Source organism: Kitasatospora sp. NPDC036755, from assembly GCF_040636595.1.
Lineage (GTDB): Bacteria > Actinomycetota > Actinomycetes > Streptomycetales > Streptomycetaceae > Kitasatospora.
The window spans coordinates 1-12,676 of the sequence record NZ_JBEZUT010000264.1 but is presented as its reverse complement, the minus strand read 5'-3'; the positions used below and the strand labels follow the sequence as shown (position 1 = coordinate 12,676).

General features: G+C 72.2%; 9 protein-coding genes and 1 pseudogene. 3 read left to right on the top strand and 7 right to left on the bottom strand.

Annotation, left to right across the window (positions count from 1 at the left end; all coding sequences use genetic code 11):
- Positions 1-70 precede the first annotated feature (70 nt).
- From AB0E96_RS30460 to AB0E96_RS30450, 3 genes are all read right to left on the bottom strand, one after another.
- Positions 71-829, bottom strand: a complete 759-nt coding sequence (locus AB0E96_RS30460) for a transglycosylase SLT domain-containing protein (RefSeq protein ID WP_359829000.1) — start codon at positions 827-829, stop codon at positions 71-73.
- Positions 830-1,261: 432 nt separating this feature from the next.
- Positions 1,262-2,596, bottom strand: a complete 1,335-nt coding sequence (locus AB0E96_RS30455) for a PhoH family protein (RefSeq protein WP_359828999.1) — start codon at positions 2,594-2,596, stop codon at positions 1,262-1,264.
- 295 nt (positions 2,597-2,891) lie between these two features.
- Positions 2,892-3,686: an isoprenyl transferase gene (locus AB0E96_RS30450; RefSeq protein WP_359828998.1), complete on the bottom strand. Its 795-nt coding sequence runs from the start codon at positions 3,684-3,686 to the stop codon at positions 2,892-2,894.
- A 399-nt stretch (positions 3,687-4,085) separates the two neighbouring features.
- Here AB0E96_RS30450 and AB0E96_RS30445 point away from each other — a divergent pair, with 399 nt between their 5' ends.
- Complete coding sequence (locus AB0E96_RS30445) at positions 4,086-5,693, top strand: glycosyl hydrolase family 18 protein (protein ID WP_359828997.1); 1,608 nt, start codon at positions 4,086-4,088, stop codon at positions 5,691-5,693.
- A gap of 242 nt (positions 5,694-5,935) precedes the next feature.
- Here AB0E96_RS30445 and AB0E96_RS30440 read toward each other — a convergent pair whose 3' ends face one another.
- Entirely contained in the window at positions 5,936-6,652 is a 717-nt protein-coding gene (locus AB0E96_RS30440; protein ID WP_359828996.1) for a prepilin peptidase, read from the bottom strand.
- A 248-nt stretch (positions 6,653-6,900) separates the two neighbouring features.
- Between AB0E96_RS30440 and AB0E96_RS30435 the strand changes: the two genes are divergently transcribed.
- Positions 6,901-8,115 (top strand): pyridoxal phosphate-dependent aminotransferase, encoded by a 1,215-nt coding sequence (locus AB0E96_RS30435; protein ID WP_359828995.1) that lies wholly within the window; start codon positions 6,901-6,903, stop codon positions 8,113-8,115.
- A gap of 255 nt (positions 8,116-8,370) precedes the next feature.
- On the opposite strand, the gene AB0E96_RS30430 is transcribed toward AB0E96_RS30435, so the two are convergent.
- The gene (locus tag AB0E96_RS30430; RefSeq protein ID WP_359828994.1) at positions 8,371-10,200 is read right to left on the bottom strand and encodes a phosphoenolpyruvate carboxykinase (GTP); all 1,830 of its coding nucleotides are present in this window, start codon (positions 10,198-10,200) and stop codon (positions 8,371-8,373) included.
- A gap of 275 nt (positions 10,201-10,475) precedes the next feature.
- Here AB0E96_RS30430 and AB0E96_RS30425 point away from each other — a divergent pair, with 275 nt between their 5' ends.
- The gene (locus AB0E96_RS30425; RefSeq protein WP_359828993.1) at positions 10,476-11,159 is read left to right on the top strand and encodes a hemolysin III family protein; all 684 of its coding nucleotides are present in this window, start codon (positions 10,476-10,478) and stop codon (positions 11,157-11,159) included.
- On the opposite strand, the gene AB0E96_RS30420 is transcribed toward AB0E96_RS30425, so the two are convergent.
- Entirely contained in the window at positions 11,130-11,831 is a 702-nt protein-coding gene (locus AB0E96_RS30420) for a hypothetical protein (protein WP_359828992.1), read from the bottom strand. The two genes, AB0E96_RS30425 and AB0E96_RS30420, sit on opposite strands and share 30 nt — an antisense overlap.
- A 376-nt stretch (positions 11,832-12,207) precedes the next feature.
- Positions 12,208-12,676: pseudogene (locus AB0E96_RS30415) on the bottom strand (hypothetical protein); the annotation flags it as partial.

Here is a 12,676-nt window from a genome sequence, read left to right as displayed (position 1 = left end):
GGCCCCCCCCCCCCGCCGGGCCCCGCGGCCGGGGCCGTGCGGAACCGCGCCGCCGGAGCGGCGGCCGTTCCTAGTACCAGTTGTGGGCCTGCCAGAACGACCACGCGCCACAGGGGCTGCCGTAGCGGGAGTTCATGTAGCCGACGCCCCACTTGATCTGGGTGGCCGGGTTGGTCCTCCAGTCGGCACCGGCCGAGGCCATCTTGGTGCCGGGCAGCGCCTGGACCAGGCCGTAGGCGCCGGAGCTCTTGTTGGTCGCGGTGTAGTCCCAGCCGCTCTCGCGCTTCACGATCTGGCTGAAGCACTGGAACTGCGCGTCGTTGCCGACGATCTGCCGGGCCAGGTCCTGGACCGAGCCGGGGCTGACCGAGACGGCCGGCGCGCTGTCCTCCACCGCGGTCATCGCGGAACGGGCCTTGGAGCGGTTCGCGGCGGCCTCGTCGGCCTTGCGCTTGTCGTCCGCGGCCTTGGCGGCCTTCTCCGCGTCGGCCTTGGCCTGGGCATCGGCCTTCGCCTGGGCGTCCGCGGCGGCCTGCTGGCGCGCGGCCTCCTCGGCGGCCTTCTGCTCCGCGGCGGCCTTGGCGGCGGCGTCGGCGGAGGCCTGCTGGGCGGATGCCTGCTGGCCGATGTTGTCACTGATGGTCTGCGCCTGGGCGCCAGAGGGGACTTCGGCAAGCAGGGTCGCGCCGGCGACGTCGACCGTCTGCGTCGTCTTGCCCTCGCTGCCCGAGGCCATGCCCACGACGGCACCGACAGCGGTGACGGCGGTGGCGGAGGCCACAGCGACTCCCCGGACCGAGATCCGAGTCACATGGATTCCTTCCAGCATCGCCCACGCGTGACCGTACGGGCGCAACATGCCCCTTGGCACGGACCTCCGCACGGTGCTCTGGTCACGGGAGGTGCTGGCCCGGCGTCCGGCCGAGGTGAGGCGACCGGGCGTTGGAATCGGGCGGCGTACGGCTCAACTGTGTTCAATTGTGCGTCCACCGACCGGAGTTGGCGGACCTTCCGGGGCCTGACTCACGGAGTCCGGGAGCCCTGCCGCGCCGTACGCGGGGCCTGACAGAACCCTCACCATGCCGCACCGGGCACTGTCGACGCAATTCCCGTCCACGTGGCGCATGTCACATTCACCGCACGGCGGTTCCCCGGACGGAAAGCACTCGATGTGATGAAACGGATGGGGCCCGCTCCCTCAGGAACAGGCCCCCGGTCACGAGTTGACCGTATTGTCCGACTATGCCCTACCGCGGCCGGCTCACGGGTGGATGTCCTCCAGCATCTCCGTGACCAGCGCCGCGATCGGCGAGCGCTCCGAGCGGGTGAGCGTGATGTGGGCGAAGAGCGGATGACCCTTCAGCTTCTCCACCACCGCCACCACGCCGTCGTAGCGGCCCACCCGGAGGTTGTCCCGCTGCGCCACGTCGTGGGTGAGCACCACCCGCGAACCCTGGCCGATCCGGGACAGCACCGTCAGCAGGACGTTCCGCTCCAGCGACTGCGCCTCGTCCACGATCACGAAGGCGTCGTGCAGCGAGCGCCCCCGGATGTGGGTCAGCGGCAGCACCTCCAGCATCCCGCGGGAGATGACCTCCTCGATCACGTCCGGGGTGGTGACGGCGGAGAGGGTGTCGAAGACCGCCTGCGCCCAGGGGCCCATCTTCTCCGCCTCGGAACCGGGCAGGTAGCCCAGCTCCTGCCCGCCGACCGCGTACAGCGGCCGGAAGACCATCACCTTGCGGTGCTGCCTCCGCTCCAGCACCGCCTCCAGCCCCGCGCACAGCGCCAGCGCCGACTTCCCGGTGCCGGCCCGGCCGCCCATCGAGACGATCCCGATCTCCGGGTCGAGCAGCAGGTCCAGCGCCACCCGCTGCTCGGCGCTGCGCCCGCGCAGCCCGAACGCCTCGCGCTCGCCGCGCACCAGCCGCACCCGGCCGTCGCCGGTGACCCGGCCGAGCGCGCGGCCGCGCTCCGAGGTCAGCACCAGCCCGGTGTGGACGGGCAGTTCGGCGGCCCCGTCCACGTCCACCCCGCCGTCGTGGCCGGCCGAGAACAGCGCGTCCACCTGGTCGGCCGGGACGTGCAGTTCGGACATGCCCGTCCAGCCCGAGGTGATCGCCAGCTCCGCCCGGTACTCCTCGGCGAGCAGGCCCACCGAGCTGGCCTTGATCCGCAGCGGCAGGTCCTTGGACACGACGGTGACGTCGTAGCCCTCGGCCTGGAGGTTGCGGGCGACCGCGAGGATCCGGGTGTCCGCCTCCCCGCCGCCGGCCCGGTAGCCGACCGGCAGTATCGACACGTCGGAGTGGTTGAGCTCGACCCGGATGGTGCCGCCGAGCTCGCCGACCGGGATCGGCTCGTCGAGCCGGCCGTGGCGGATGCGGTAGTCGTCGAGCAGCCGCAGCGCCTGGCGGGCGAAGTAGCCCAGCTCCGGGTGGTGCCGCTTGGCCTCCAGCTCGGTGACGACCACCACCGGGAGGACGACCTCGTGCTCCTCGAAGCGGGTCATGGCGAGCGGGTCCGCCAGGAGCACGCTGGTGTCGAGAACGTACGTGCGCCGGTCTGGTGTCCGGCGGCTCTTGGAACTGACCACTAGGCCTCCAGAGCGGATGACCCTGCGTCATCCGCGTCCAGCCGGCCCCCGCTGCCCCGGTGGCCTCGGGGCCGGACTGACTGGAGTATTCCCAGGCGGGGAGCGGTGCATTCGCGCCCCCGGCGAACTGACGGATCATTGCCGGTGAACGTTTGGCCTCGCGCGGGCGCCGGGTAGGCCAGGCCTACGGCGGTCATTTCCGCCGGGCGGCCGGGGTGGCGAGGGCGCTCCGCGCCGCGGACCCACCGGGCGGTCGGGCGCGCCCGGCGCGCCGCGGACCCGCCGGAGTGCGGAGCTACAGCCCCAGCCGCCGGTGGCGCTGCTCGTACGCGCGCAGGGCGCGCAGGAAGTCGACCTTGCGGAAGGCCGGCCAGTACGCCTCGCAGAAGTAGAACTCGCTGTGGGCGCTCTGCCAGAGCAGGAAGCCGGACAGCCGCTGCTCGCCCGAGGTGCGGATGATCAGGTCCGGGTCGGGCTGGTTGCGGGTGTACAGGTGCTCGGCGATGTGCTCGACGGTCAGGATCTCGGCCAGTTCCTCGATCGAGGTGCCGCGTCCGGCCTGCTCCTGGAGCAGCGAGCGGACGGCGTCGGCGATCTCGTGCCGGCCGCCGTAGCCGACCGCGACGTTGACCGTTATCCCGTCGATGTCGGCGGTCCGGTCGGCGGCCCGCTTGAGCACGTCGGCGGTGTGCTGCGGCAGCAGGTCCAGCGCGCCGACCGGGTTGACCCGCCAGCGGCGGGCGGCGGCCAGGCCGGTGACGGCGTCCTCGATGATGCCGAGCAGCGGGACGAGCTCGTCGGCCGGGCGGTCCAGGTTGTCGGTGGAGAGCATCCAGAGGGTGACGACCTTGACGTGGGTCTCGTCGCACCAGCCGAGGAACTCGCTGATCTTGTCGGCGCCGCGCTGGTGGCCGTACGCGGTGGAGCCGCCCGCCGCCTTGGCCCAGCGGCGGTTGCCGTCCAGGATCACGCCGATGTGGCGCGGGGTGCTCTCGAGGTGGACCTCGACGCGTCGGCCGTAGAGCCCGTACATCCCGCCGAGCAGGGTGCGCAGTCCCGGCGTCCTCTCGACGACATCGCGCAGACCCATGTTTCCCGGCCCCTCCGTACTCGTTGCAACTGGTGCGTCACCGCCCCCGGCGCAGCCTACTCCGGCGCACAGATGCACGGTAAAGCCGCAGGTAGCGGTCTTGTCACAGTCCTGTACGAAGTCTGTTGCGGCGGGCGTGTCGGGGGGCGTCCGAGGGGGCGGCGGGGCCGCCGCGGGGCGCGCGGGACGCGGACACGGAACGGTCTCCGAATCCTTAACGGAACCGTAAGCCGTTCGTCCGGTGCTTGACGACCAGCAATGGTCTAGTCCAGCTTTTGATCCGGGACGGAACGATCCTCCTGCTCCGCCCCGCAGGCTCACTTCGGACCTCCCCTCCCCCACACGCGGCCGCCGCGCCCCCCACCGCGGCGGCCGCTCCTCCCCCAGGAGCGTCACCCCATGGCCCGTACGCTGAACCAGCCCTCGCACAAGCGCCGGCGCAGCCCCCTCCCGGCCGTCGCGGCCGGCGCCACCGCCCTCGCCCTGGCCGGCGGCGGCCTCGCACTGTTCGCCGGCGGCGCCAGCGCCGCGGTCGGCAACCTGGTCTCCAACGGCGGCTTCGACGGCGGGCTCGGCGGCTGGACCTGCGCCGGAGCCGCGACCACGGTGTCCTCCCCGGTCCACTCCGGCACCGGCGCGCTCCAGGCCACCCCGGGCGCCGGGGACACCGCCGAGTGCAGCCAGACCATCAGCGTGCTGCCCAACACCAGCTACACGCTGAGCGCCTGGGTCCAGGGCCCGTACGTCTACCTGGGGGCGCGCGGCACCGGTGGCACCGACCCGTCCGCCTGGTCGAACCAGAACAGCTGGAACCAGCTGTCCACCACCTTCACCACCGGGGCGAACGCCACCAGCGTCACCGTCTACCTGCACGGCTGGTACGGCCAGAGCGCCTACCTGGCCGACGACGTCGCGCTGATCGGCCCCGGCGGCACCGGCACCCCGTCGCCGACCGCGACCCCCACCCCCACGCCGACCGCCACCGCCTCCCCCACGGCGACCGCGACGCCCACCGCGACGGCGACCCCCACCCCCACCGCGACCGCCACCCAGACCGCGACGCCGACCCCCACCGCGACGCCCACCAGCACCACCCCGCCGGTCACCGGCCTGCCCGCCCACGCCGTCACCGGGTACTGGCAGAACTTCGACAACAACTCGACCGTGCAGCGGCTGAGCGACGTCCAGAGCGCGTACGACATCATCGCGGTGTCCTTCGCCGACGCCGTGCCCACCAGGACCGGCGCGATCAGCTTCACCCTGGACCCGGGCCTGTCCAAGGCGCTCGGCGGCTACACCGACGCCCAGTTCCGCGCCGACGTCAAGGCCAAGCAGGCGGCCGGCAAGAAGGTCATCCTCTCCATCGGCGGCCAAAACGGCGCGATCACCGTCGGGGACGCCACCGCCGGCGCCAACTTCGTCAACAGCGCCTACGCGATCATCAAGGACTACGGCTTCGACGGCATCGACGTCGACCTGGAGAACGGCGTCCAGGCCGGCCCGCTCGGCGACGCGCTGCACGCCCTGCAGGCCAAGGTCGGCCCCGGCTTCGTCCTGACCATGGCCCCCGAGACCATCGGGATGTACAACACCTCCGGCGCCTACTTCCAGCTGGCGCTGAAGACCAAGGACATCCTCACCGTCGTCAACACCCAGTTCTACAACTCGGGCGGCATGAACGGCTGCGACGGCAAGGTCTACACCCAGGGCACCATCGACTTCATCACCTCGCAGGTCTGCACCCAGATCCAGGGCGGCCTGCGGCCGGACCAGGTGGGCATCGGCGTCCCGGCCTCCACCCGGGCGGCGGGCGGCGGCTACGTCTCGCCGACCGTGGTGAACAACGCGCTGGACTGCCTGGCTACGGGCAACAACTGCGGCAGCTTCGTGCCGCCGGCCAAGTGGCCGACCATCCGCGGTGCCATGACCTGGTCGACCAACTGGGACGCCAACAACGGCAACGCCTTCTCCAACGCGGTCGGCCCGTTCGTCCACAAGATGCCGTAACGGCACTCGGCCACGGCACCGGGCACGCGCCACGAGGCCCACGCCGGCTGCCACGGCCACCAGAGCCCAACTCCCCCGGCGCGCCGCTCCTTGAGGGTGGGGCCTGCGCGTCGGCGGCGGGGCCCGTCGCACCGACCGGTGCGGCGGGCCCTTCCGTCTTCCCTGTCCCCTCTTTATAGGGGACGGGCCCGTGAGCGGCGCTTTATAGGGGACGGGCCCGTGAGCGGCCCCGGCCGGTGCGCTCACCGCGCCAGGACCGCGGTGAGCGCACCGAGCAGCAGGAACGGGCCGACCGGAAGGTCCAGTCCGCGCACCGGGCGGCGGCGGGCCAGCGCCGCGGCCGCCCGCACGGTGCCCCAGAGCCCGGCGAGCACCGTCGCGGCGAAGAGCCCGCCGAGCGCCACCGACCAGCCGAACCAGCCGAGCAGCCCGCCCAGGGCGAGCCCGAGCGGGGAGTCCCCGGGGCCCAGAGCCCCCAGCCAGACGGCCAGTTCGAGCACGCCCCCGACCGTGAGCGCGACCAGCAGGCAGCGCAGCGCGGCCCCCGGCCCCGCGGCCGCCACCGCCGACAGCAGCAGCGCGGCCACCCCGCCGAGCAGCGGCACGGTCAGCCGGTACGGCAGCCGGCGCACCCGCGCGTCGACGAAGCCGAGCACCACGCCGAGCGCCGCCGCCCACGCCAGCGCCACGGTCACCACCAGCAACCGGTCCGCCGCGTACGCCACCGCGACGGCGACCGCCGCCGCGACCGCCTCCACCGTCCAGGGGCCGGCACCCAGCCGCTCCCGGCAGCCCGGGCAGCGCCCGGTCGGCGGCAGCAGGCGCACCCGGCGCCCGCAGGACGGGCAGTCGTCGCACCAGGGCTCTCCCTCCGGCACCGCGAACCGGGCGATCAGAGCGCGCAGCAGCGGAGCCGCCAGAAGACCGACCAGCACCGCCGCGACCACGACCGGGACCACCGGCGCACCCCCTCCTCGACCGACGCAACCGGCTCATCCTCCCGCGCCGGCGGTGTGCCGTCCGTCTCGTTCCGTACGACGGCACGGCGACGCTCCTCGCACACAGGGGCATTCCGGACATCCGAGCGCTGCTTCGGAAGGCCGCCCGCCACCCGCGCCTGCCGATCGAAGGGGGTCCTGGGGGGCCTCGGAACCACCCCCGCGAAGGCCCGCCGCACGGCCCCTCCGTACCCCTAAAGTAGGCGGACATGCAGGTCATCCAGTCCAGCAAGCTCGCCAATGTCTGCTACGACATCCGCGGTCCGGTGCTCGACGAGGCGATGCGGCTGGAGGAACAGGGCCACCGCATCCTCAAGCTCAACACCGGCAACCCGGCCACCTTCGGTTTCGAGGCGCCCCCGGAGATCCTCCAGGACATCCTGCGCAACCTGTCCAACGCGCACGGCTACGGCGACTCCAAGGGCCTGCTCTCCGCCCGCCGCGCGGTGGTCATGCACTACGAGGACCGCGGGCTGCACGGCCTCTCGGTCGACGACGTCTTCCTCGGCAACGGCGTCTCCGAACTGATCCAGCTGGCCATGACCGCGCTGCTGGACGACGGCGACGAGGTGCTCGTCCCGGCCCCGGACTACCCGCTGTGGACCGCCTCGGTCTCGCTGGCCGGCGGCACCGCGGTGCACTACCGCTGCGACGAGCAGTCCGAGTGGTACCCGGACCTCGCCGACATCGAGGCCAGGGTCACCGACCGGACCAGGGCCATCGTGGTGATCAACCCGAACAACCCGACCGGCGCGGTCTACCCGCGCGAGGTGCTGGAGGGCATCACGGAGATCGCCCGTCGGCACGACCTGGTGGTCTACGCCGACGAGATCTACGACAAGATCCTCTACGACGACGCCGAGCACGTCCCGCTGGCCACCCTGGCCCCGGACCTCTTCTGCGTCACCTTCAACGGGCTGTCCAAGGCGTACCGGGTCGCGGGCTTCCGCTCCGGCTGGATGGTGCTGTCCGGCGACCGGAACCGGGCCCGCAGCTACATCGAGGGCCTGACCGTGCTCGCCTCGATGCGGCTGTGCGCCAACATGCCCGCTCAGCACGCGGTGGCCGCCGCACTCGGCGGACGGCAGTCGATCCGCGACCTGGTGCTGCCCGGCGGCCGGCTGCACGCCTCGCGCGACGCCGCGTACGAGCTGCTCAACCAGATCCCGGGGGTCAGCTGCGTCAAGCCGAAGGGCGCGCTGTACGCCTTTCCCCGGATGGACCCCAAGGTCCACAAGATCAAGGACGACGCCCGGATGGTGCTGGACCTGCTGCGGTCCCAGCGCATCCTGCTGGTCCAGGGCACCGGCTTCAACTGGCCCGAGCCGGACCACTTCCGGCTGGTCACGCTGCCCCGGGCGGAGGAGATCACCGACGCGGTGACCCGGATCGGCGACTTCCTGGGCGGTTACGTCCAGCCGTAGCCCGTCGGCCCGTCGGCCCGCCCGCCCTCCTGCCCCGGTCGGGCGGGGCCTTCCTGCCCCGGTCGGGCGGGGCTTTCCTGCCCCGGTCGGGCGGGGAATCCCGACGGGCGGGAAAAACACTACGGCCGGAGCTCCGGCCCGGGCGATCTCCTTGGTCGGGGGAAAATCGCCCGGCGGAACTCCGGCCGTCCTGCCGCTCGGCGGGGCGCGCGGTTCGTGCCGCGCGCCCGCCTCTCTCCCGGCTGAGGCTCAGGCTCAGCCGAGACGCGCGACGAGGTTCCGGTACTCGTCCCACAGCTCCTTGGGGGTGTGGTCGCCGAAGGTCTCCAGGTGGGCCGGCACGAGCGCGGCCTCCTGGCGCCAGATGTCGGCGTCCACGGTGAAGAGCAGGTCGAGGTCCTCCTTGGAGAGGTCCAGGTCGCCGAGGTCGAAGCCCTCGACGGTCGGCAGCACGCCGATCGGGGTCTCGACGCCCTCGCCGGTCCCCTCCAGGCGCTCGACGATCCACTTGAGCACGCGGCTGTTCTCGCCGTAGCCGGGCCAGACGAACTTGCCCTCGGCGTCCTTGCGGAACCAGTTGACGTAGTAGATCTTCGGCAGCTTGGCGGCGTCCGCCTGGGCGCCGACCTTCAGCCAGTGGGCGAAGTAGTCACCCATGTTGTAGCCGCAGAACGGCAGCATCGCGAACGGGTCGCGACGCAGCTCGCCGACGGTGCCCTCGGCGGCGGCGGTCTTCTCGGAGGCGATGTTGGCGCCCAGGAAGACGCCGTGCTGCCAGTCGAAGGACTCGGTCACCAGCGGGACGGCGGTGGCGCGGCGGCCGCCGAACAGGATCGCCGAGATCGGCACGCCCGCCTGGTCCTCCCACTCCGGGGCGATGGTCGGGCACTGCGCGGCCGGGACGGCGAAGCGGGCGTTCGGGTGGGCGGCCGGGGTGCCGGACTCGGGGGTCCAGTCGTTGCCGCGCCAGTCGGTCAGGTGCGCCGGGGGCTCCTCGGTGAGGCCCTCCCACCACACGTCGCCGTCGTCGGTGAGGGCGACGTTGGTGAAGACGGTGTTGCCCCAGAGGGTGTCGATGGCGTTGGCGTTGGTGTCCACGCCGGTGCCGGGGGCGACGCCGAAGAAGCCGGCCTCGGGGTTGATCGCGTAGAGGCGGCCGTCCTCCTTGTTGAAGCGCATCCAGGCGATGTCGTCGCCGATCGTCTCGACCTTCCAGCCCGGGACGGTCGGCTGGAGCATGGCCAGGTTGGTCTTGCCGCAGGCGGACGGGAAGGCGGCGGCGACGTACTTGGCCTCGCCGTTCGGCGGGGTGAGCTTCAGGATGAGCATGTGCTCGGCCAGCCAGCCCTCGTCACGGGCCATGGTCGAGGCGATGCGCAGCGCGTAGCACTTCTTGCCGAGCAGGGCGTTGCCGCCGTAGCCCGAGCCGTAGGACCAGATCTCCTTGGTCTCCGGGAAGTGCGAGATGTACTTGGTGCTGTTGCACGGCCACGGCACGTCCGCCTGGCCCTCGGCCAGCGGGGCGCCGACGGTGTGCACGGCCTTGACGAAGTCGCCGTCCTCGCCGAGCTGGTCCAGCACGGCCTGGCCCATTCGGGTCATCACGCGCATGGAGACGGCGACGTAGGCGGAGTCGGTGATCTCGACGCCGTACGCGGCCAGCGGGGAGCCGACCGGGCCCATCGAGAAGGGCACGACGTACATCGTGCGGCCCTTCATCGCGCCGCGGAAGAGTCCCTGCTCGCCCTGGAAGATCTCCCGCATCTCGGCGGGGGCCTTCCAGTGGTTGGTCGGTCCGGCGTCCTTCTCCTGCTCGGAGCAGATGAAGGTGCGGTCCTCCACGCGCGCCACGTCCGAGGGGTCGGAGGCGGCGTAGTAGGAGTTGGGGCGCTTCTCCTCGTTGAGCTTCTTGAAGGTGCCCTGAGCCACCAGCAGGTCCGCGAGGCGCTGGTACTCCTCGTCGGAACCGTCGCACCACTCGATGCGGTCCGGCTGGGTGAGCTCGGCGATCTCGCTCACCCAAGCGAGCAGCTGCTTGTGGTGGGTGGGCGCGGATGCGCTGAGAGCAGAGATCTCGTACGACACGATCGCTCCGTTTCACGCCATCTCGGCGAGGAGATGGCGTCGCGGGGGTCTGAGGGTGCTTGCAGCGTAGCTCCGGACTCAAGGCCAGAACGCGGCGAAGCGTCGAAATTGACGGACCTTTTACTCCAGCCAGTACGATTACCCACCGGTAACACGCCGTCCGCGCAGCCGACGGAGTGTGCGGGGCCACACTCCAATTACTCCAAAACGTCTAACAGTGACGATCGCCACTTCCTACGCATGAGTAACCTACGGAGCCGTAGGTAGCGGGTAGCATGCTGCGCATGACTGCTGCTGCGCTCGCGGAGAGTGCACTCACGGAGAGCAAGCCGAAGTGGCGCGGCTGGCTGCACGCCGGGATGTTCCCCGCCACGGTGGCCGCCGGGATCGTGCTGATCTGCCTGGCCGACTCCACCCCCGCCAAGATCGCCTGCGCGATCTACTCGGTCAGCGCCTGGCTGCTGTTCGGGGTCAGCGCGGTGTACCACCGCTTCGACTGGGGCCCGCGCGGGGACGCCGTGCTGCGCCGGCTGGACCACGCGAACATCTTCCTGATCATCGCGGGCACCTACACGCCGTTCACGATGCTGCTGCTCAAGGGCGCCGCCCAGCAGGTGCTGCTCTGGGCGGTCTGGGGCGGCGCGCTGGCCGGGATCGCGTTCCGGGTGTTCTGGGTCGGCGCACCGCGCTGGCTGTACACACCGGTGTACCTCGCGCTGGGCTGGGCCGCCGCCTTCTTCCTGCCGGACTTCCTGCGCACCGGCGGGGTCGCCGTCCTGGTGCTGATGATCGTCGGCGGAGTGCTCTACAGCATCGGCGGCGTGGTGTACGGGCTCAAGCGCCCCGACCCCTCACCCCGCTGGTTCGGGTTCCACGAGGTGTTCCACGCCTTCACGCTGGGCGCGTTCATCGTCCAGTACGTCGGCGTCTCACTGGTGGCGTACAGCACGGCCGGCTGATCCCGGCGCACCCCGGCGGGCGGTCGCACGGTCCACGGACCGGACGGCCGCCCGTTCGGCCGTCCAGGGCCGCTCGTACGGGGCCCGGATCTGCGGGCGGCGCGGGTAGGACCCGTGGTCGGCGGCGCCGGACTCCGACGGCGAACCCTGGTCCAGCAGTGGCCCGTGGGCGTGGTGGAGCTCGCCGTGCTGCTCGCCGTGGGCGTGGTGCTGCTCACCGTGCGACTGGCGGTGCGGGTCATGGGAGCCGTGCGGCCCGTACGGCCCGTGGGATCCCTCGGACTCGGGGGACCCGTGGGAACCCGGGGAACCCGGGGAACCGTAGGAACCGGGGGACTCATAGGACGCATAGGACTCGCGGGGCGAGCCGGCCGAGCGGGCCCGCGCCTGCCGGGCGTCCAGCGCCTCGCGGGCCCGGCGGCAGCGCTCGCAGTGCGCGGCGTCCGGGCCGCCGCGGCGCGGACGGTGCCGCACCGGGGCCGACCCGCCGTGCAGCGCGCGCCAGCGGCGGGCGACGTAGACCATGAGCAGCAGGGTCTCCACCCCGGCGACCGCCAGCACCAGCAGGGCGCCGTTGATCAGATAGGCCGCGACCACGGCCAGCGCAGAGCCCACCACCATCGCCGAACCCCACAGCTGGGCGCTCGTCTGCTTGTCGTCCGCGTCGGCCACCTCGGTCCCCTTTCCCGGTGCCGGGCTCGTGGTCGGCTCCCGCCGCCCCACCTCTTCTCCGCTCTCGGCACGCGTCGGCCAGCACTGACCGATTGCCACATGGTATCTACCGACAGTCATGGCCGACTGCCCCGGGGCGGCGAACGACAGATCAACGTTGCGTCAATTCCTTGTGCGGAAGCGGCACTTCCTGGACACATCACGGAGCGTAGCCGGACTTGCGCGGTGCGGACGCCCCCACGGCGGCACCGAGAACGCCGGAGGGGCCACCGACCCTCCGGTCGACGGCCCCTCCGACGCCCCTCCGGCGCCCTCCGACGCCCCTCCGGCGCCCTCCGGCGCCCTGCGGCGCCCGCTCGCTGTCCGCCGTCCGGCGTCAGCCGCGGCGGATGCCCGCCCTCCGCCGCAGCACGGCGCCCGCGCCCACCAGCGCGGTGGCCCCGAGGGCGGCCGCGGCCGTCACGGCCGGCAGCACCGAACCTCCGCCCGAGGCTTCCGCCACGGACACGGACTGCGGCCCGGCTACGGTCTGCGACGCCGCCGCGGCGCCGTCCGCCTCGTAGCCGCCGCCCTTGCCCGCCCGGTCGTACGCCGAGCCGGGCAGCTTGTCCCCGTACCTCTGGTGCACCAGCTGCTGGTACGCGGCCAGCGTGACCCCGCCCGCGCCCACCGAGCGCCGGGCCTCGTCGTCCAGCGGCAGCACCCGGCCGTCGCGCAACACGTACCAGGCGTTGACCTGCGGCTCGCGGACCAGCACGCGGTACCGTCGTAGTGACGGGTCCAGTGGGCGCCGCTCAGCAGGCTGAAGTCGGGCTGCGCGCTGGTGACGCTGCTGCTGGTGCCAA